Origin of the sequence: Mariniradius saccharolyticus AK6, assembly GCF_000330725.2 — a bacterium.
GTDB classification, from domain to species: Bacteria; Bacteroidota; Bacteroidia; order Cytophagales; family Cyclobacteriaceae; genus Mariniradius; species Mariniradius saccharolyticus.
Genome location: NZ_AMZY02000010.1, coordinates 31,638 through 52,928 on the forward strand (window position 1 = coordinate 31,638; position 21,291 = coordinate 52,928).

The 21,291-nt window shown below is 47.4% G+C and carries 16 protein-coding genes and 1 tRNA gene; 4 read left to right on the top strand and 13 right to left on the bottom strand.

Translation table 11 applies throughout. The annotated features are described in order from the left end of the window. Positions 1-24: 24 nt before the first annotated feature. Together C943_RS09405 and C943_RS09410 are read left to right on the top strand one after the other, a co-directional pair. Positions 25-2,697 (top strand): MGH1-like glycoside hydrolase domain-containing protein, encoded by a 2,673-nt coding sequence (locus C943_RS09405; RefSeq protein WP_008627022.1) that lies wholly within the window; start codon positions 25-27, stop codon positions 2,695-2,697. Continuing rightward, positions 2,672-3,271, top strand: coding sequence for a ribonuclease HII (locus C943_RS09410; protein WP_008627024.1), 600 nt, complete (start codon positions 2,672-2,674; stop codon positions 3,269-3,271). The genes C943_RS09405 and C943_RS09410 overlap by 26 nt, the downstream gene beginning before the upstream one ends. Here the strand turns inward: C943_RS09410 and C943_RS09415 are convergent. From C943_RS09415 to lepA, 7 genes are all read right to left on the bottom strand, one after another. Next, positions 3,268-3,813 (bottom strand): DsrE family protein, encoded by a 546-nt coding sequence (locus C943_RS09415; RefSeq protein WP_081610469.1) that lies wholly within the window; start codon positions 3,811-3,813, stop codon positions 3,268-3,270. The genes C943_RS09410 and C943_RS09415 overlap by 4 nt on opposite strands. A gap of 50 nt (positions 3,814-3,863) precedes the next feature. Next, positions 3,864-5,210 carry a hypothetical protein gene (locus C943_RS09420; RefSeq protein WP_169334617.1) on the bottom strand — a complete coding sequence of 449 codons (1,347 nt, stop codon included), beginning with the start codon at positions 5,208-5,210 and terminating at the stop codon, positions 3,864-3,866. 49 nt (positions 5,211-5,259) lie between these two features. After that, positions 5,260-6,216: a DUF1295 domain-containing protein gene (locus tag C943_RS09425; RefSeq protein ID WP_211208876.1), complete on the bottom strand. Its 957-nt coding sequence runs from the start codon at positions 6,214-6,216 to the stop codon at positions 5,260-5,262. Between the two features lie 133 nt (positions 6,217-6,349). Continuing rightward, a tRNA-Leu gene (locus C943_RS09430) sits at positions 6,350-6,433 on the bottom strand. Between the two features lie 112 nt (positions 6,434-6,545). Continuing rightward, positions 6,546-7,430 carry a bifunctional 5,10-methylenetetrahydrofolate dehydrogenase/5,10-methenyltetrahydrofolate cyclohydrolase gene (locus tag C943_RS09435; protein ID WP_008627038.1) on the bottom strand — a complete coding sequence of 295 codons (885 nt, stop codon included), beginning with the start codon at positions 7,428-7,430 and terminating at the stop codon, positions 6,546-6,548. 66 nt (positions 7,431-7,496) lie between these two features. After that, the gene (locus C943_RS09440) at positions 7,497-7,853 is read right to left on the bottom strand and encodes a four helix bundle protein (protein ID WP_040479939.1); all 357 of its coding nucleotides are present in this window, start codon (positions 7,851-7,853) and stop codon (positions 7,497-7,499) included. 63 nt (positions 7,854-7,916) lie between these two features. Next, the gene (gene lepA, locus C943_RS09445; protein WP_008627043.1) at positions 7,917-9,704 is read right to left on the bottom strand and encodes a translation elongation factor 4; all 1,788 of its coding nucleotides are present in this window, start codon (positions 9,702-9,704) and stop codon (positions 7,917-7,919) included. Between the two features lie 182 nt (positions 9,705-9,886). On the opposite strand from lepA, the gene C943_RS09450 reads away from it, so the two are divergent. Further along, a complete protein-coding gene (locus tag C943_RS09450) occupies positions 9,887-10,432 on the top strand; it encodes a DUF4924 family protein (protein ID WP_040479945.1) in 546 nt (181 codons plus the stop codon). A gap of 148 nt (positions 10,433-10,580) precedes the next feature. Here C943_RS09450 and C943_RS09455 read toward each other — a convergent pair whose 3' ends face one another. Together C943_RS09455 and C943_RS09460 are read right to left on the bottom strand one after the other, a co-directional pair. Continuing rightward, a complete protein-coding gene (locus C943_RS09455; protein WP_040479948.1) occupies positions 10,581-12,104 on the bottom strand; it encodes a VWA domain-containing protein in 1,524 nt (507 codons plus the stop codon). Position 12,105: 1 nt separating this feature from the next. Beyond that, entirely contained in the window at positions 12,106-13,059 is a 954-nt protein-coding gene (locus C943_RS09460; RefSeq protein ID WP_040479951.1) for an ARPP-1 family domain-containing protein, read from the bottom strand. 396 nt (positions 13,060-13,455) lie between these two features. Between C943_RS09460 and C943_RS09470 the strand changes: the two genes are divergently transcribed. Then, positions 13,456-14,073 (top strand): hypothetical protein, encoded by a 618-nt coding sequence (locus C943_RS09470; RefSeq protein WP_211208877.1) that lies wholly within the window; start codon positions 13,456-13,458, stop codon positions 14,071-14,073. Positions 14,074-14,217: 144 nt separating this feature from the next. Here the strand turns inward: C943_RS09470 and C943_RS09475 are convergent, their stop codons facing one another. From C943_RS09475 to C943_RS09490, 4 genes are all read right to left on the bottom strand, one after another. Further along, positions 14,218-14,733 carry a nuclear transport factor 2 family protein gene (locus C943_RS09475; protein ID WP_008627061.1) on the bottom strand — a complete coding sequence of 172 codons (516 nt, stop codon included), beginning with the start codon at positions 14,731-14,733 and terminating at the stop codon, positions 14,218-14,220. A 571-nt stretch (positions 14,734-15,304) separates the two neighbouring features. After that, on the bottom strand, positions 15,305-17,674 hold the full coding sequence (locus C943_RS09480; protein ID WP_008627063.1) for an ABC transporter permease: 2,370 nt from the start codon (positions 17,672-17,674) through the stop codon (positions 15,305-15,307). A gap of 64 nt (positions 17,675-17,738) precedes the next feature. Then, on the bottom strand, positions 17,739-20,111 hold the full coding sequence (locus C943_RS09485) for an ABC transporter permease (RefSeq protein WP_008627065.1): 2,373 nt from the start codon (positions 20,109-20,111) through the stop codon (positions 17,739-17,741). A 214-nt stretch (positions 20,112-20,325) separates the two neighbouring features. Beyond that, a complete protein-coding gene (locus tag C943_RS09490; RefSeq protein WP_008627067.1) occupies positions 20,326-21,024 on the bottom strand; it encodes an ABC transporter ATP-binding protein in 699 nt (232 codons plus the stop codon). Positions 21,025-21,291 lie beyond the last annotated feature (267 nt).

Here is a 21,291-nt window from a genome sequence, read left to right on the forward strand (position 1 = left end):
AAGTCGAATTTTTACAGGTTAGTTATGACAGAAGAGAAAAAACGGCTTCAGGAGACGAAGGATGGAGTTTACAATTGGAAGAAATGGGGCCCATACCTGACCGAACGCCAATGGGGTACCGTACGCGAAGACTATAGTCCAAACGGTGCCGCCTGGGACAACGTCACCCACGACGACGCGCGAAGCAAAGCCTATCGCTGGGGTGAGGAGGGCATCGGCGGAATCTCTGACGACAAACAAACCCTCTGCATAGCTTGGGCCTTTTGGAACGGGAAAGATCCTTTTATCAAGGAAAGGCTTTTTGGATTGACCGGTCCGCAGGGCAACCACGCGGAGGACGTCAAGGAAATCTACTATTATCTCGATTCCACGCCCACGCACAGCTACATGAAGATGCTGTACAAGTACCCCCAAAACGAATTTCCATATACCCAACTTTTGGAGGAAAACCGGAAGCGGACCAAAAACGACCCCGAATTTGAGATCATTGATACAGGTATATTTGACCAAGATGAATACTTCGATATTTTCATCGAGTATGCCAAAAAATCACACGAAGACATCTCTGGATTTGCCACGATCCACAACCGAGGGCCAAAAGATGCAGATATTTGGGTGATGCCGACTTTTTGGTTCCGGAAAACCTGGTTTACGGGTCAGGAGGCATTTATGCCAAAGCTTACCAAGACCACAGAAAATGTCGTCAAGGCATACACTCCTAATATGGGTAATTATTTCATCAATTTTGATGGAAATCCGGAGATCAGGTTTTGCGATAACGAGACGAACCGCGAGCGACTTTACAACATCCCCAACGACAAGAAATACCTCAAAGACGCCATCAACGACTTCGTTACCAAGGGCTACCAGCAATATTTAAATCCAAAGGATTTTGGTACCAAAACGGCTGCAATCTACAAACTCACCATCCCCGCGGGTGGAAGCGCAGTGGTCAAGTTCAGGATGATGCACCAGCAGTCAAAAGACGCCTTGGAACACTGTGACGCAATTTTGGAAGAAAGGAAAAGGGATGCAGATGAATTTTATGGAGAAATCCAAGAGCGCGTAAAGGACCCTGAAATGCGGAATATCCAACGTCAAGCCTATGCCGGGATGATGTGGGGCAAGCAGTTTTACTACTATAATGTAGACCGTTGGCTTGACGGCGACCCCGGACGATACCAACCGCCAAAGGAGAGGAAAAAGGGCCGCAACAGCAGCTGGCGACACATGTACAACCAAGATATCATCTCCATGCCTGACAAGTGGGAGTATCCTTGGTATGCGGTTTGGGATTCGGCCTTCCACTGTGTTCCGATTGCGAGGATAGATCCTGAGTTTGCAAAAGACCAGCTTATCCTGTTTCTCAACGATTCTTACCTCCATCCAAACGGACAGATACCCGCATATGAGTGGAATTTTTCCGATGTAAATCCTCCAGTCCATGCCTATGCCGTACAGCGGGTCTATCAGATCGACAAGAAAATGAATGGGGGAAAAGGCGACCGGGACTTTTTGGAACGCTGCTTCCACAAGCTGATGATCAACTTCACGTGGTGGGTCAACCAAAAGGACAGCGACGGCAAGAACATCTTTGAAGGTGGTTTCCTTGGTCTAGACAATATTTCAGTTATCGACCGCTCCCATGCCCATCGCTACAAGGGAAAACTGGAACAAGCAGATGCGACGTCTTGGATGGCTATGTTTTCGCTTAACATGCTTCGGATATCCTTGGACCTCTGCGAGTTCAACAAAAACTATCAATACACGGCGATCAAGTTCCTGGAGCATTTCCTCCATATTGCGGGGGCAATGAGCAATATCTCCGAAGAGCACATCAGCCTCTGGAACGATGAGGAAAACTTCTTTTTTGACGTTTTTCACCTACCTGGAAAAGAGCCAAAGGTGATGAAACTCAAATCCATTGTAGGCATCATACCTTTGTTCGCAGTTGAATCGATAAAGGTGGATATGTTTGAGAGCCTTCCGGACTTCAAGGACAGACTGGAGTTCTTCCTAAAGGAAAAACCCAAAATGGCAGCTTTGGTCTCGAGCTGGATCAAGCCAGGATACGAGAAACGGAGGTTGTTTGCCCTCCTAAGGGGACACAGAATGAAGAGCATCCTCCAAAAAATGCTTGACCCGAACGAGTTCCTAAGCGACTACGGCATCAGGTCGCTGTCGAAATACCACCTCAAAAAACCCTATAGCGTCAAAATCAACGGTGACCTGCTGACTGTCAGGTACACTCCTGGCGAGTCCGACTCTCTGATGTTTGGGGGCAATTCCAACTGGCGTGGGCCGATCTGGTTTCCCATCAACCATTTGATTATTGAATCATTGCGCAAATTCGATTACTACTATGGAGGCGAATTCTCGATCGAGTACCCGACCGGCTCGGGAAATTACGTCACGATGGATTTGATTGCCAAAGAGCTTTCGCTCCGCTGCATCAAGCTGTTTTTGCCGGATGAAAATGGAAACCGACCGGTATATGCCCATTATGAAAAATTCCAGAAAGACCCCCATTTCAAGGACCACATCCTGTTTTACGAGTATTTCCACGGAGACAACGGCCGAGGCCTCGGCGCTTCGCACCAAACGGGTTGGACTGGCCTCGTCGCCGAGATGATCCACAAGTATTACAAAACCGAAAGCACATCCAAAGACAATGCTGAGTCCTTTTTTAGAATTTGAGCGGATAGAAGCTGGCTGCGATGAAGTCGGGCGGGGTTGCCTTTGCGGGCCCGTCGTGGCCGCAGCGGTCATTTTGCCGCCTGACTTCGCCAACGCTTTTGTCAATGACTCAAAAAAATTGACCCGGGAAAGCCGGAATGTCTTGGTCAACGAAATCAAATCCGAAGCCATTGCCTGGTCCATCGCCGAGGCAAGTGTGGAGGAAATCGACCGGATAAATATTCTCAGAGCGTCTTTTCTAGCCATGAGCCGGGCAATTGAAGCACTAAATGTGAAACCCCAACACCTGCTGATCGACGGCAACAGGTTTAGCAGCCATTTGACAATACCTCATACCTGTATCGTAAAGGGCGACGGAAAATTCGCGAGCATAGCCGCAGCCTCCATACTGGCAAAAGTCTACCGAGACGAAATGATGGAACGCTTCGCAGCCCAATATCCAGGATATGGCTGGGAAACAAATGTGGGCTACCCTACGACTTCCCACCGCGAGGGAATATTGAAACTCGGCACGACCCCACTCCACAGAAAGAGCTTCAAGCTGCTGCCTGATCAACTGGAATTTGATTTCTAAAAGCGAAGGAGCATATACCCCTGAGGAACATATTTGGTAAGAGTCGTCAGCATCGACAGCGCAATTTCTGCTCCTTGCCACATATCGGCAGGTTTCATATTGCGCGCGATGAGCGATTGGCCACAGATATAGAACTCGACCCCAGCGTCCTTCAAAGCTTCATAGACAGGAAGGTTTGGATTTTTGCAGCCATAGAGCTTTTCATAGTATGCATCTCCGAGGATGCTAAAAACCGCACCACCATGTACCGCCACTTTCACCTGGATATGCTCATGCTTGACGCCGCCGATGCCATGGAGGTTGATCATGCGGGCAATATTGTCCACCATTCGGTTGATTTGCTTGGGATCGTCGGCCGGCGAGGCAAGGTCAATCACAATCTTGAACTTGCCATTTGGGTCGGGCCGTTCTGTGGCTTCAGGTATTTCATAAATACCACCAAAACCTTTCACGATCGGAAATTGTGCAGTTTGGCTTTTGCCTGAAATCGCGAGCAAACAAAGGAAAAATGTCGCAATCAATGTGTCGGTGGGTCGTAGCATGGGTTTGGCATTGGGTTGTGTCCTAAAAAGTACCCAAAAAACAATCCCCCTCAAACTTCTATTTTTTGAACCACGTGCCTTGACGTCCCATTGACGGTTTCAATGCCGGAAACAATGAATTTATTGTCCTTCCAATGATAAAACTTGACCTCTTCCCACTGCTCAAAATTCCGCTTCATTTGCATGAAATCCTCTATCCTGAGCAATCCTGCCAGGTTCCCCTCCTTTATCTGGTAAAGCTTATACCCAGGCAACACATTGTACTTGCTGTTGCCTTCGAAAATGAAATACAGGTCCTTATCGATTAAGCCAAGTGTGCTGTAATCCGACAAGGCATTTCCAAGCCCATAAAACACCTTCACTGAGGTATCGTAAATCCGTGCACCTGAGTGGTCGAGCAAGACAAAATGGACGAATTTTCGCACCACTTTATCGGAACTGGAAGCCATGGCGATGTATTTCCCGTCGGTCTTTGAGTGGTAGACCACCATCTCCCTTCTGAGGTTTTTTGCATTTCTCCTCCATCCGGGATTTTTCTTGTAGTCAAAAAAGCCCTCCAAAGATCGCATCGGATGAATCTTCGCCTCTTGTTCAAGAAAATCATTGACCGAAACATGGTAATATCCCGAAAACTGCTCTCCTTGCTTTTTGGCATAAGTCCCGACAATACTGTATCCAGATGCTGGGGATGAAATCAATTTTGCCGACTTGAAGATCAGTTTCTTCGGCCCGAGGGGAAGTATTTCCTTTTCGTAGACTTTTGCCCCAGAGGTAGCAAATCCAATCATCCTCAGCGACTGGTTGGTGTAATCGCCTTTTTTGTGGATCAGGATATCAAAGACATCACCCTTGACCTGAACATCCCAAACCCTTGTTTTTGGATAAAACAATTCGGACAGCGATATCAGTACCCCAGACCGATAATCGTACAATTGAACAAAATCACCTTTCTCCAGCGATTCAACCACCAAAAGGGTATTTCCGATGATCTTGAATTGATCAATTCTGCCAAGGTTGACAGAAATCGGATAAAACTTGATATCCTGGGTTTTTGTGTCGATGACACAAATCATCTTAAACGAATTTTGATTGGAGAGTAGCAGGTAAACTTTTTCCGCTACGACTTCATGGTTGATTGCCAAAAAATCCCGTCCAACTCGGTACTCTTCGAAAAGCTGGTGATCGAAATTCCCGTCTTTGAGCGACAATGACAGTACCCCCAAAATAGGATCAACTTGATAGGTAAGTACAAAATCCTCCCCCGTTACAACGCCGCTGTTTGCCCCGAATCCAAGTTGACTTTCGGTTTGTTGGCTCAATTCCTGACAAAACCCACCGACGGAAAAAAGAAATAATATTAAAGTCGTTCGAAATAGAAATGCGAAGCTTCGTGACATAACGGAATTTACGCCCCAGAAATGAAATGGTTTTTTAAAACCAAACACTTTAGGAAGTTGGTGCTGGACTTTCTTGGGTTTTTCCCTTTGGTCGTGGCACAAATCTAGGAACGCGGGCTTGATAGGATTTGTATTCGGGATACTTCGAAGCACTGATTTCCTCACTGAAATTAGAACTGCCTTGGAAAAGAATCAACAGCAACAGACAGCCGACTACCGACCAATTGAGCCACTGCCCAGACGTGGCTACAGAAAAAAAGTAGAAAGTCACCCAGAAACCTTGCTCACCGAGGTAATTGGGATGGCGGGAAATGGCCCAAAGCCCCTTGTCCAAAAAACCCTTTGCAAAATCCCCCACAAGCAACTTCCCCTCCCGTATCAGCCTCCATTTTTCAGATTGGTACTTCCACTGCTGCTCGTCGGCGGCGGTTTCCAATGCCAAGAAAAACAAAGTGCCGGCAGCCACGAAGTAATCCCACCTACCAATACCTCCATCGTCAAACTGCATTACCACCAGCATGGGTAGCGTAAACAACAAAATCAACACATTTTGATAGCCAGAAATAAAAAACAGATTGAATAGGGTCCATTTCCATCGGGGTTGAAACTCGGGCTTTTTCCGCAAAATCTCCCAGCGGTAGTCCTCTTCGCCCTCCCAAAACTTCCATCGATAGGCACCTTTTCTGGCAAAATTATAGGTAAGCCGCACTCCCCAAGCGCTTACCAATACTGCAAGCAGGATCATTCTTGGCGTGAAGTCACCATAATTTGCCATCACCCAGGCATAAATGATCGGCAGGATGCTCCAATATTTGTCAACCTGACTGTTATTGCGGGTAAGTTCTCCTACCAGAAAACAATAAGCAATCGACACGCCGCAGATCTTGACCAATAGCGAAAGGGCAGCCCATTCCGATTCTCCCAAGGGTATGCCAAACAGGTAGGTGAAAATGGGTACTACCAAAAGGGTGAATATCAAGAGTACAGCTGTTTGGACGATCTTCATGGAGACAGTATTTTCTATTGAAAATAGGGAGAAAATCAATTTTTCAAAAATCATTACAAACCTGGCGAAAAAAATACTGGACAAGGCAACCCACCTATCAACAAAAAAGCCCCGGAGAGAATCCGAGGCTTTGTGCGCATGAGAAGATTCGAACTTCCACACCCGTAAGGGCACCACCCCCTCAAAGTGGCGTGTCTACCAGTTTCACCACATGCGCGGTTAGGGTCTGCAAAAGTAGAAAGGTTTGGTATTCGTTGCAAGTGGGTAAATGAACTTTCCGAAGAAAAATTGGGCGGAATCAGACTCCGGTGTTCCCGCTTTCTGCAAGCTTAGGGAAAGATTTTCCTTTCCGCAGCCAACAGCGTATTGAAAAGCAAGGAGGCTATTGTCATCGGTCCAACACCACCTGGCACCGGGGTAATGGCCGAAGCTTTGGCCTCCACTTCGTCAAATTTCACATCTCCCAAAAGTCTGAATCCGGACTTTTTACTCGCATCATCGACCCTGTGGATTCCTACGTCAATCACGACAGCACCTTCCTTGACCATCTCTGCCGTGACAAACTCCGGTTTGCCGATCGCCACGATCAGAATATCGGCAGTCTTGGTGATTTCGGGAAGGTTTTGTGTGCGGCTATGGGTGAGCGTGACGGTACAATTTCCAGGATATTCATTTCTTGCCATCAGGATACTCATCGGAGAGCCTACAATATGACTGCGACCTATGACGACACAGTGTTTGCCTGCAGTTTCAATCTTATATCTTTTCAAAAGCTCCACAATTCCGTAGGGAGTAGCCGCCACATAGGCAGGCCAGCCCAAGGTCATCCGCCCCACATTGGTCGGCGTAAACCCGTCGACGTCTTTCTCGGGCTTGATCTTATCGGTTACTTTCTGGACCGAGATGTGTTTTGGCAGTGGCAACTGCACAATCAATCCGTCGATTTCGGGATTGGTATTGATATCTTCCACCACTTGGAGCAATTCCGCTTCGGATACAGCTGCATCCAAACGGACCAAAGTGGATTGGAAACCTACTTGCTCGCAAGCCTTCACTTTAGCACCCACGTAGGTCTGGCTCGCACCGTCGTTGCCGACCAATATGGCTGCGAGGTGGGGGATTTTTCCTCCTTCAGCCTTGATTTCGGCTACCCGAGCGGCGATTTCGGTTTTGATTTGTTCGGAAGTGAGTTTTCCGTCGATAAGAATTGCCATTTGCTATGGATTAAGTTTTTTTTGAAAGTACGAAATCCGAAGTACGAAGTACGAGGAAAGCACACCCTATTGGTTGCTTTTTGCTTTGTTAATCGAAGCCACAACCATCTTCAATATCTGTTCACCCTCATCTAAAAGCAGTGACAGTTCTCTCTCTAACGAAACATCACCGTTGATCTCTCTGATAAGTTCCAGGAAGTATAACGATTCATCAGCTTCCTCTTCGACAATTTTCAATTTATTAATGAAGTCAGCGGTTGACTTTGCGCGTTGACTCGCACGGTAGTTTGCTCCTACTGAACTGGAGCATCTGATAAGTTGGTTGACATAACTGTTGAAGCCTCTGGAATTAGGAAGTTTGTTGCAAAAATGCCAAACATCAACTGCAAACCGTTTTGTCCTTATTGTCAGATTGGTCTGCATATGGGTCTCAAAAGGGCCTTGAGTTAAGATATTCGTACTTCTAACTTCTAACTTCGTACTTGACTAATCCAATTTAAGTACCGCCATAAATGCCTCCTGAGGCACCTCGACATTGCCGACTTGCCTCATTCGCTTCTTGCCCTTCTTCTGTTTTTCGAGGAGTTTGCGCTTTCTGGAAATATCACCACCGTAGCACTTGGCCAAGACGTTTTTGCGAAGTGCCTTTACGGTCTCCCTGGCGATGATTTTGGTGCCGATGGCAGCCTGGATGGCGATTTCGAACATCTGACGCGGTACGAGTTCTTTGAGTTTTTCACAAAGTCTCTTGCCCCATTCGTAGGCTTTGTCGCGGTGCACGATGGCGGAAAGCGCATCTACGACCTCGCCGTTGAGCATCACATCCAATCTCACCATGTGGGATTGCTGGAAGCCCATCAATTCGTAATCGAGCGACGCATATCCCCGCGAAATGGTCTTTAATTTATCGAAGAAATCAAATACGATCTCGGCCAAAGGCATATGGAAGGTCAATTCGACCCGGTCAGAAGTCAAATAGATTTGGTTTTTGATCTGACCTCTTTTTTCCATGCAAAGTTGAATCACAGGACCCACATACTCTGCAGCCGTGATGATCGTAGCTTTAACAAACGGCTCTTCAATATGCTTGAACCTGGTCGGATCGGGCATGTCTGAGGGTGCGTTGATCAATTTCACCTCGTCATTGGTCATGATGGCCCTGAACTGCACAGAAGGCACCGTCGTGATCACCGTCATGTCAAACTCTCGCTCAAGCCGCTCTTGGATGATCTCCATGTGGAGCATTCCCAAGAATCCGCAGCGAAATCCAAAACCCAGCGCCGCAGAGGTCTCGGGTTCCCATACCAGCGAGGCATCGTTGAGCTGTAGCTTCTCCATCGACGCCCTCAACTCTTCGAATTCGGTGGTATCCACGGGATAAATCCCCGCAAAAACCATTGGCTTTACGTTTTCAAAACCCTTGATGGCCGCGGCACAGGGATTTTTCACATGGGTAATGGTATCACCGACTTTCACTTCTTTGGCGACTTTGATGCCGGAAATGAGGTATCCCACGTTACCCGCAGACATGGTCTGTTGCGGAATTTGGTTGATGCCGAGTATTCCGATCTCATCGGCCTCGTATTCACGGCCTGTGTTGACAAATTTGATCCGGTCACCCTTGTTGATCGTACCGTTAAAAATCCGGAAGATAACTTCCACGCCACGGAAAGAATTGAATACGGAATCAAAAATCATGGCTTGAAGTGGTGCTTCCGGATCACCCTTTGGTGCCGGTATTCTTTCCACCACGGCATTCAGGATATCTTCGATCCCAATGCCCTCTTTTCCGGAGGCAAGTATGATATCCTCTCTTTTGCAACCAATCAGATCGATCACCTCATCGGCCACGACGTCAGGGTCAGCGCCGGGAAGGTCAATCTTGTTGAGCACAGGGATTATCTCCAAATCATGGCCAATTGCCAAATACAAATTGGAAATGGTCTGCGCTTCGATACCCTGCGAGGCATCCACGATCAACAGCGCGCCCTCACAAGCGGCGATGGATCTGGACACTTCGTAGGAAAAATCTACGTGTCCCGGGGTATCTATAAGGTTGAGGACATATTCCTCACCCTTGTAGTTGTACTTCATCTGGATCGCGTGGGATTTGATGGTAATCCCCCTTTCCCTTTCCAAATCCATGTTGTCCAACAACTGGTCCTGCATTTCCCTGTCACTTACCGTGTTGGTAAACTGGAGCAGGCGGTCGGCCAAAGTACTCTTCCCATGGTCAATATGGGCGATGATACAGAAGTTTCTAATTCGTTGCATATTCATTCTGGGCGCAAAAATAGGTAAAATTGTGGGTTATTTTGGTATAGCCTCAAAACACCTAGGTAAATTTGAAGGGCAAGAGAACAAACCACAAAATGGCATCAACCAGATATTTGATCTTGGTGTCAATCCTTGATCAAACTGGTTGAAAGCAGCAATTGTTGGCCAGCAGAAAGAACATGAAAAAAATTGCTTTAAATAAACTGGAAAAGAATATCGCCGAATACATCCTGTATATGTACCAAATGGAGGATCTAATCCGGGCATATGATTTCAATTTGGAGGAAATTCGGCAATTTGTCGTGTCTCACTATCCTATTGCTGAGTCTGAAAAACAGGAAACTTTGAGCTGGTTTGCAGAAATCGCCCATGAATTGAAGTCCTCGGGCATCGAAAAACGAGGGCATCTAGTCCGGGTTCAAACACATATGGATACCCTAGCCAAGATTCACTGGGAAATCCTCAAGACCGACAAAAACTATTTCGAGCTCTTCCAAAAAGCCAAACCACATCTCCTTCAATTGGTATTGGAGGCGAAAGGTGAAAACCCCGGAAATGAAATCCGAATTTGCCTGCATTCCATCTACGGGCAATTGCTGGCGAGACTCCAAGGACGAGAGATTCCAGCAGATATCCTCGAAGCAAATGAGCGATTTGGCGATCTCATCAGTTACCTGGTGTTTGTCTTTCACCAACGTGAAAGGGAAAAAATCGAAAAAAACTGATCGTGTTGGCCATGCAATCCACACTTGTGCTTGGCCTTTACAGCGTGTGAGACCAATATTTGCCTCAACTACGTATGGAACCATAAATCCATTTTTTCAAGAATCTTTGAATCCTTTGATGCAACACTGATTTTCTAAGCTTACACGATCACCGCCGCGAGCGGGATTTCACTTCTTCCAGCAAAGCTTCTGTGCCGGTTTCGTGGTTTTGAATATGGATAAAACTGCCCTTTGTGCCAGTTGCCAGTTTTCTCAGATTACTTAGCGCCTTGCCGTCATTGCCCAAACCGACGACCGAAAGTATGATGCGGCGATTGGCGTTGATGCGTTGGCGGTCTTGTGTTGACAGGCTGAAAAGTCCATCTGTCACTAAGATGATCTCATTGTTGCCGTCTTCGACAAAATTACGAACAGTATAGTCATAGGCGAGTTCCAAGCCTTTGTTGGCCTTGGTCTCCCCGGCCGCCGCAAGACTGTCAATCAAAGCGTAAAGGCTATCTTTCTGGGTTACACCCCTCAGAGAAAAATGGACGATCGCCGAATCGGCAAAGCTCATCAGCGTGAGCCGGTCGATATCGCGGAGTTGACCGATGAGCCGCTTCAAAGACGATTTGAGCAATGGCAATTTATTGTCCCCTTTCATTGATCCTGAGCGGTCAATTAGGAACACCAAGTTGTTGGCCTTGTATTTCGCCACCTCCAGTTCGCTTTCCCCTACAGCCTGCATCGGCAGAAGTGGATCAATTTGGGTGTCGCGGGGTGGCGGTTTGATATCCGGGAAGCTCTGGGTAGAATCGGCACGGAGCATGAAAATATCGCCCGATCCATAGCTGTGTTTGTAAGAGACGAAATATGCGAAATCGCGCGATGGAGCGATACAATAATAAATTTCCGAATAATTGCTGTTCACGCGAAACCCGAGATTTTCCGGCACAGACCATTGGGTCCAGGAGTCGCCGAGGCGTCGGGAGCGGTAGATGTCGTCCGCGCCATAGCCGCCCGGACGGTTGCTGGCAAAATACAGCGTAGCGCCGTCATTGTCCAAAAAAGGCGTAGTGTCGTCAAACTCAGAGTTGAGCGGCGCTGGTAAGCGTTCGGGCATTTGCCAACGTAACTCCGTCCACGGCGCTGATGGGTTTTCCGGCTGGCAGACGTAGATATCTTTGCGCTCGTTTTCGGCGTAGCTCAGCAACAGCATTTTGGTTGGTCGGTGCAAAAAAGCGTTGACAAACCGCCCTTTGGCTTGCGTCCGCAATGTCGGTATGTCAAGCCGTACAAATCGTTTTTGACTGGGCAGGTACCATGATAGCCCTGTCGATTGCACCCAACCTATGTCCGTTTGCTCAAACCAGCCGTTGACCAGCAGCAAGTCGTTTTCCACTTGGGCAAACACATACTTACTCCCATCAGTCGGTGGATTAAGGCCCTCGGCTTTCTGTTTGGGTGCCCAAGTGCCCGCTTCGTTCCTTTGGCTAAACCATATCTCGTACCTGCCGGTGGTGGCGTTTTCACTGAAGTAAAGTGTGTTCCCATCCAGCGAGAACACCGGCAAAATCTGGTCTTCCTTCGTATTGACCGATGGTCCCAGATTTTCCTTGATCGAGTTGGTCTGCGCCAACAAAGGCATACCGCTCAGCAGCCACAAAAGCAGCGATTTCAATGCCTTTTTCAAATCAATAGGTGGTGATGTGGATGATTTGCTCGCCCTGCCTGAACATCTTGCCGTTTTGCCGTACAAATCTATCCTGCATCACAGTGTTGCTGAGCAAGTTGTCCATGTAGCGCTTTACGGACTCTTCGGTCATACTGACGGGCGCACCGAAAGTGAGGGCTTCGTCAATATAGGCGTAAATAAGGTTGTTGTACTCACGGTAAAACAAGTCAGGGGAAACAAAAATGTCGCAGCCCATCACCACACCGCCCGTTACTCCCACAATGCCAACGATGTTTTCTTTGTTCATGAATTTTTGGTTAAAAAACTCCAGGTATTCGTTTTCTCGCCTGATGTACTCCGGCGAATTGGCGTGGGCGGTATAGGCCTCTGTGCTGGTGCGGATACCGTCGCGGCGGTTTTCCTTGGAAATCTCCTCCCACACAGCACCTTGACTTTGCTCCCGGTCGATCACTTGTCGTAGGTGCATGCTGGCCTCATGGTAATTTTTGAATTTGGTGCTTTTGGTACCGCCTGACCACCGGCCTTTTTCCACGCAAAAAACCGGCACCTCTACCCTTCCGCTTCTTGGATTTACAATCATGTCCTGCGCAATTACGCGGTCTTGCATGCCGCCTGTGATTACCTCTCCTGACATCAAGAAAATAGGCTGGTCAGAAAAGTTTTCAAAAGTGAGTATGTTCACGTCTTCGCGGATTCGGCCCCTAGCGTCCGTCCGCTCAGTGAAAGCTGCTTGGTTGGTGGCCAAAGCCTGAGCCAAACTCATCACATTATTGAGACTGGCAGCTTGCTGATTGGCCTCGGCAAAACTCGGTTTGGCACGGATTGGAATGATTTTGAGATCCCTAAATTGGTGGGCACCGGCGTAGTCCACTTCGAGGTGTTCGTAGGTAAATTGGGCAAAGACCGAAGAGAAGACACAAGACAGGACAAGAATGAGCAATGTTGGTTTCATGGGGTCGTCGTTAATCTTTATTTTGTGTTAGACTAAATACGAATTTGTTTTCACAGTGGATAAGTTTTAGCCAAGAGGAATCGAAGAAATTTTTAAGGTGAAATAAAAACTCTTTTGAATTTTGGAGGCCATGGAAATTACACCCACTCCGAGCACGAATTCTTCGCCCATCGGGGCGATTCTGGCGAGTATTCGCAGCAAACGGCCGATTTGGAGATTTGAACAATGAATCGGTATTCGTCTTTCGACAACTTGCATTAGTGAGAAACCGAAAGAACCTGTGTTGCCGATACATCCATCGGCACAAAGGCTCGCGCCAAGAATTCTATACGTTATACCTAAATCGTGTAACATTTGTAATCATTGCGCATCATCCATAGGTTTACCGATATGTTGATGAAAATCAAGGAAAACATCCTCGCCCAACTCTTTGTGATCTACACCCGATATCTTGTCGGTTCGGGCTTTGTTTTTGCAAGCATCGTAAAAATCAAAGGCGAAAGATTCACTACCGTCAGCCACGAGGATGCCCCGTTCGGAACGGCATTCCATTTTTTCGAAACCATGTATCAGACCGGGATTTATTGGCAATTTCTGGGCTGGGGGCAGTTAGTCGCAGGTTTGTTGCTGATGACGCAGCGCTTCGCCAAATTGGGTGCGGTGGTTTTTTTCCCCATTATTCTCAACGTATTCGTGATCACGATCTCGATGGAATTCGCCTTCACGCCTGTGATCACGTTTCTGATGCTGATGGCCAATCTGCTGCTGCTTCTTTGGCATTGGGACGAGCTCAAGATTTTGCTCAACTTGACGCCAACACTTCCCGATGCCAATCGATTGGAGAACAAAAAAATCTGGGAAATCACTGGTTGGATCCTGTTTTTAATGACTGCCGGATATCGTGCCATCAACACGCTCTACAACCCGATTCTTTGGATGGGGATGCTGGTATTGGTTGGATTGGTTCCTTTGGTAATTGTTTGGGTGAAGGGGAAAAAATACCTCAGGTTTTGACCAAACTCATGCTGACACGACCGGTCGATCCTCGGCCAGAAATGATTGGATCAGGATCAAAAAAAATCCGCACCCATGTAGGATACGGACCATTTTCGGAACCGGGTAACTCAAACCGGATTACATAGCTGCAACTTCCCGTCGCTAAGGCAAGGTGTCAGCTGCAGCCTTTTGCGCAGCCTCATACTCCATAAAAGCGATGACTATGGGGGAATTGTCCCAGTAGCCATGCTCGCGGGTGATTTTGCCGTCAACAAACTGATAAGTGGCGTGGACGGGAACCTCAAACGCCTGGCCCGTCGCTGCCATTGTCGCTTTCCAAGTTCCCCAAACGTTGACCCATTTTTCGCCCTCATCTGTAGTCACCATTTCAATCGCATCTTCACCAATGGCGATGGAATAACTCGAAAACCCGGCCATCTCGTCCTTTTGTTGTGCGATCATCTGATCTACCGATGTTGGTTTGGTTTCGGGCGCGTTGTTGAATATCTGGGCACCCTCAGCATAAAACTGCCGTTGCCCCTCAAAATCCCCTTTGTTGTAAAGATCGTACATCGATTTGATCGCGTCGATTTCTGGCGACTGCATGGTGTATCGCTGCTCTTGGGCACAAGAAAACAACATGGCGCATACTCCAAGGATAATCAGTGTTTTTTTCATGGGATGGTTTTTTTGATTGATGGGAAATGATTTGCAAATTCTGTCTGCTCAATTAAACCCTGTACTAACAGGTAATGCACCACCCACTTGGGCGTACCGAAAATCTCAAGCTGATTGATCTTTCATCGTAGCCTTGACTATCAAGCTTCCTTCCGAAAAGAGGAATCGATCCTTATAAACTAATTTCTTGGAAATCTAAAAAACCCTACTCAAATCCTCGGGGCGGGCATCCCATTTCAATGGACTTTGGAAACATCAAATTTTGGGCATTTTCACAAAAAACAAACTCTTGTAAATGTTGATAAAATCGCCCAAAAATCAAAACAAATATCGTTGATTATGAGGAATTTAAGATGCAGGAGAACACTTTTTACGACCGAGTATTCGAATTATACATTTCCACTACTCAACTGAAGATACAAGCAAAAATTATTTCCCCACAGGCAAACATACACATCAAGAATAATGCCCCGAAGCGGATGAGGTCTGATGATATTCGAAAGCATTAAAAATCCACCCGGACTACCATCTCGGGTGGACTTAAAAAAACCAGTGTTCCAAATGAAGCTTACTATTCCGATTTCAACGTCTTGGCCGGATTGACCTGGGCTGCTTTCAGCGCCTGCAGGCTCACGGTCATGTAAGCAATCCCCATAATCACCGCGGCGGCCAAGGGTATAAACCACCATTCAAAATCAATCCGATAGGCATATCCCCCCAACCAGTCCTGCATCAGCCAGTATGCAATGGCGGAACCCAGCAGGATTGAGATCGACACGATCAGGATAAACTCGCGGTTGATCACATGGAGAATTGACAAAGTGGACGCACCCAGCACTTTCCGGATGCCGATTTCCTTTGTTTTCTGCTCGGCGATATGGGCAGAAAGGCCAAACAAGCCGAGACAAGAAATAATGATCGTCAGGATGCTGAAATACTGTGCGAGGTCACGAAGCCGCACATCGTCCTGGTACATTCTTGCATAATTTTCGTCCATAAATTGATAGGAGAATGGGAAATCCGGGTTGAGCTCCGTCACCACGCCTTCGATCAACGCGATAGTCTCCTGCATCTTTTCGGGTTGGACTTTGACAAAGGCATTGAATGCGTAGGTCGGGTCCAAAATCATAAACGCCGGTTCCATAGACTGGTGAAAACTCTCGAAGTGAAAATCCTCCACCACGCCGATAATTTCGCGGGGTTCGCCGTTGATTTCAATACTTCTCAAGTCAGGATTCGCTTCGGTGATGATCTCAAAAGCTTTCTTGTTGACGACAACCGACTGTACGGAGTCAGCTGCGCGATCCCTCGAAAATCCCTCGCCAAGGACGAATTTCATCCCCATTGTTTCAAAAAAATCATGATCGACCAATATCCTCTCAAACAAAGCATTGAAATTCGGATCCTTCCCCTCCCAATTGACACCGCCGGTATTGCTGTTTCTTCCCATCAGGCTGTGGGTCGTTCGGGTTATTGATGCGATGTCGGGGCTGGATTCCAGTCTGTTTTTAAAAATCTCATATTTTCCAAATAACTCACCTTCCAAAGGGATTTGAAGCAATTGATCCTTCTCGTAGCCCAGATTTTGGTTGAGGGCAAATTCGATCTGCCGATAGATTACCATCGTGGATACAATCAGACCCGTCGCCAAGACAAACTGAAAAAGCACCAAACCCTTGCGGGCGAACACCACACCACGACCGCCCTTGATGTAGCTCCTGAAAACGGAAACCACTTTGATCGCCGAAAGATAAAACGCCGGATAACTACCCGCTATCAGGCCGGTGATGAACATGACCAGCAGTAACCTCGACCAAAAAACCACGTCACTAAGCGGCATCACGAGCGACTTGCCTGTCAGGTCGTTGAATATCGGCAAGGTCAACTGCACCAACAAAACCGCCAAAAGACACGCAAAACAAGTAACCAACAATGACTCGGTGAGAAATTGTGCAATCAATGAATTCCTATCTGCACCTGCGACTTTTCTTACCCCAACCTCCTTGGCTCTTTTTTGGGACTTCGCAGTGGAAAGGTTCATGAAATTGATGCAGGCAATGATGAGGATAAAAATGCCTATCATGGCAAACAGCTTTACATTTTTGATCCGTCCCTCCTGCAATTTTCCGTTCTCCCAAGAACCATAAAGATAGAGTTCGCTTTGCGGATAAGTGAACAGTTTCACATTGCTGCCTTCGTTGCGGTCGAGGATATAGTTTTCGATGGAAGCCGAGAATTTTTCGGGATCGGCCCCTTTCCTGAGTTTCAAGATTGTACTTGGCCCATTGTTGCCCCAATGCTTCAACCAATCGTTGTAGGGTTTGTCAAACATGACCTTGTAGGGTAGAATGTACTCAAAAGCTGCTGCGACTTTGTTGCCCGGATCCGCCAACACACCTTGGACGATAAAGGATTCTTTGCCCTCATTGGAAATGAACTCAATGGTTTCCCCGATGACGTCTGTCTTCCCAAATAGTTTCAATGCACCCTGTGCGGTCAAAACGATATGTGATTTCTCGGTAAGGGCTTTTTCCCTGGATCCATGCAAAAAGGGATATTGCATGATCTTCAGGTAATCCTCTCCCGCATAGAAGCCATTCAATTTGACCCTGTTTTCGCCGTAAGCAAACAATTCCTCGCTGGACCAGGAATAAGTCGCCGCATGCTCAACGTCGGCAAGCGTCTCCTTCATCGACTCCGCCAGAATCCCGGGTGTGGAGTTGGTGGTGAATATCTGTTCACCATAGGACTGGTGCTCCATGACACGGTGCACCTGTTCGATCTCGGCTAGTCCGTTTCCAACTTCAAACTCACTTTGGATCCAAAGTCCGATCAGGATCGCGGCCCAAAGTCCCAAAGCAAGGCCAAATACATTGATAAAGAAAGTCAGCTTGTGCTTGGCGAAGCCGCGAAGGGCGATTTTGAGGTAGTTGGTGAGCATAGTTGGTAGTATTATTGTTGGTTAGTTTGTTCTTTATCAAAATTTCCAGCTGGCGGCAAGGGTACTATTCGTTTTTGAGAATATGGACCGGATTGGTACCAATGCTCTTGACGGAATGAAACAGGACGGTAAGCAATGCCAAACCAAAACAAGCCATAGCCCCGATGAGAAATACCCAGGGCGTGAGTGGCACTCGAAATGCAAAATCCCCCAGCCACTCTGCCATCAGGAGATAAGCAGTAGGTACAGCAATAAGTACAGCAATTCCTATCAGTTTGAAATAACTGCCGGACAGCAACAGGAACAATTCGGATGTCCCCGCCCCGAAAACTTTTCGGATGCCGATTTCCTTGGAACGCTGCTGCACGGAATACGCCGTCAACCCAAATAATCCAAGCAATGCAATGAAGATTGAGATCAGCGTCAAGACGTTCATCAGTTTTCCCATCCTGATCTCTGAATGATAGACGGCCTCAAAATCCTGGTCCAAAAAGGTGTAATTCATGGGCACTCTTGGCTCAAACTGCTTCCAAGTCTGCTGCAAATCTTCGATGGCTGCGGCAAAATTGCCCGCGCTGACCCTGACCGTGATATAGTCACGCAAAAAATAGTCATCCATGTACTCAATCACGAGCGGTTTGATTTCGGTGCGTAGGGATTCAAAATTGAAATCGCGGAGCACTCCGACAACTTCCAACTTTGCTTCGTCTTCCGCGCCCTGATTCTTGATGATCGTCTTTCCTATCGCGTCGTCCGCAATCCCTAGTACTTTCGCAGCCCGCTCGTTGATCAAAACCTTTTGTCGATCAGCCCCGGGTATTTTTGAAAAATTTCGCCCATCTGCAAGCTTCAAGTCGAGCGTCGTCACGAAATCCTCATCTGCCTCGTACCAATTCATCCCCTGACCTGTGCCGGACTCCGGAAGGTTGAATCCGCGCATGTGGAAGCTTCCCGGAAGTGGTATCCCCGTTGAGAAACTGGCCGACTGAAACATGGGGTTGGTAGAAAGTCGCCGCTTGAAATCCTCCCGCTCCTGATTTGAGACTTCGCCGTCGTTATGGATGACAAGCAGTTGGTCTCGTTTGAATCCCAGGTCGGTATGCTGGATAAAGCCGAGCTGTTCCTGCACGATCAAAGCACTGATCATCAAAACCAAGGATATCCCAAACTGAAACACCACAAGGCCGCTTCGGAGCCCAACGCTGCCCTTTTCGGATAAGGCAGTGCCCCTGAGTGCCTTGATCGGCTTGAAAGAGGAAAGGTAAAATGCGGGATAAAATCCAGCCATCAAAGTCAGAATAAGGACCAGAACTGGCAGTGATATCCAAATCCAAGAAGGCTGCATCAGGTCAAAACTGATCTGCTTTCCGCTGATTTCATTGAATAGGCCGTTGAGCGATTGGATCAAAAACAGCGAAACAACAGTACTCAGCAGTACCAGAATAAATGCCTCCGCAAGGAATTGTCCGATCAATTGGACCTTTCCCGATCCCATTACTTTCCTCACACCGACCTCCATGGACCTATTTGCTCCTTTTGCGGTGGACAGGTTCATGAAGTTGATACTCGCCAGGAGCAAGATGATTGCAGCCACAGCTGAAAAAACATTGACATAACCCCTGTATCCGTTGACTTCGTGCTCACGCAGGAGGTGGGAATCAAGGTGAATATCCTGTACCCGCTGCAGCGCAAAGTAAAAATCCGTCGACTGCTGATCTCCCGTGAGACGAGGCACAATTTCCGTCGCCACAATTCTATCCAAATGCGCTTCTACGGCACTTTCCCCACCCTCTTGCACGACAGCATAAGTGTGGAGGATATTCCATGTCCAATTGTCCATGAGGAATATCTCCTCGTGCATGGATGGCTGATGTACCAATATATCAAAATGAAAGTGCGACTGCGTCGGCAAATCCTTCAATATCGCAGCAATCCGGACGGGAGTAGTTGCAGAACTGCCTATCAGCAGGTTTTTGTCCATTACTTCGTGTAATGGGACATTTCCAAAGTAACGTCTTGCAGCCGTCTCGGTGATTGCCAAGCCATTGCCTTTGGCAAACGACTCCTTGTTACCCTCAATGATTTCAAAGTCGAACACCTCAAAAAAGTTGGGATCCGCATAGAATACAGATGTCTCGCGGAATATCTGTGCCGCATTGAGCCCCGTCTCCGGTTGGATGGTGAAATCATTCCATTTCAGAAGCCTCGTGACGGCTTTGATCTCCGAAATACCACTCGTAAGCGCAACGCCCAATGGCGGAGGTGCCGTGGCGTATTGTGCGTCGCCGTTGGTTCCCCAGTGCGAGGTAATTCGATAGACATGGTCCGCATTGCTGTAAAACCGGTCGTAATTGTTTTCATCCAAAATAAAAAAAACAATCATCAAAAATCCCGAAATGCCTATCGTCAGTCCGAGGACATTTAGCAGAGAGTACATGCTATTTTTTCGAAGGACTCTCCAGGCGATAAGGAAGTGGTTTTTTAACATTTTGATTGATGGTAAGCAGGCTTTAATATCTCTCCTCAATCCAGAATCCTTGAAGTTCACCGAGAATTGACCCAATGCAGCGATTCACAGCTGAATAGATTAGTTGAATTGCGTTTAGAAAAGAAAACCGGCACTTTACTTTGCGCCGGTTTCCCTTTGGCTATCAAATGTGGAATTGTTCGCGGATATTCTCCGTCACCACCTTGCCATCAAACAGATTGATGATGCGGTGGGCATAGTTGGCATCATGGGGGGAGTGGGTTACCATCACGATGGTGGTTCCCTCGTTGTTCAGTTCCTCCAAAAGCCGCATGACTTCCTCACCGTTGGCAGAATCCAAGTTACCTGTAGGTTCGTCGGCGAGGATGACGGAGGGCTTGGCAACGATGGCACGGGCAATGGCCACCCTTTGCTGCTGACCACCGGAAAGCTGCTGCGGAAAATGGTCCCGACGGTGCATAATGTTCATGCGGGTCAAAACTTCCTCTACCCTTCTTTTCCGCTCGTCGGAGGGAGTCTTGAGGTACAAAAGCGGAAGTTCGACATTTTCGAACACAGTCAATTCATCGATCAGGTTGAAGCTTTGGAAGACAAAACCGATGTTGCCTTTTCTCAGTTGGGAACGCTGGCGCTCTGAATATTTGGCCACCTCATTGTTGATAAAATGGTATTGGCCTGCATCTGGGTTATCCAACAGTCCAATAATGTTGAGCAAAGTGGACTTGCCACATCCTGACGGGCCCATGATCGCGACAAATTCACCCTTTTTGATCTCGATATTGATATCGTCCAGAGCGGTGGTTTCCACCTCTTCGGTGGTATAGAGTTTTTTGAGGTTGACGGTTTTGATGATGTTTTCCATATTGATTTTTCGATAGATTTTGCTTTAGGAAAGTTGCATTGATCAACTGATAAACCAAATGTGCCAAACATATGCCACTTATTTTGTCCGCATTTGGTTCAAAATTGGCACTTTTTGTAGATAATCGGGGGAATTTACGAACAGTATTGTCCGCCAGCGAACAAAGCCGAATCTGGTTTCGGTTGGTTGGCCTTCGGTGATTTTCATGCCCCCAAAACACGGACGCACTTCGATTCCGATGAAACCCTAGGAAAAAACTGGATGCTT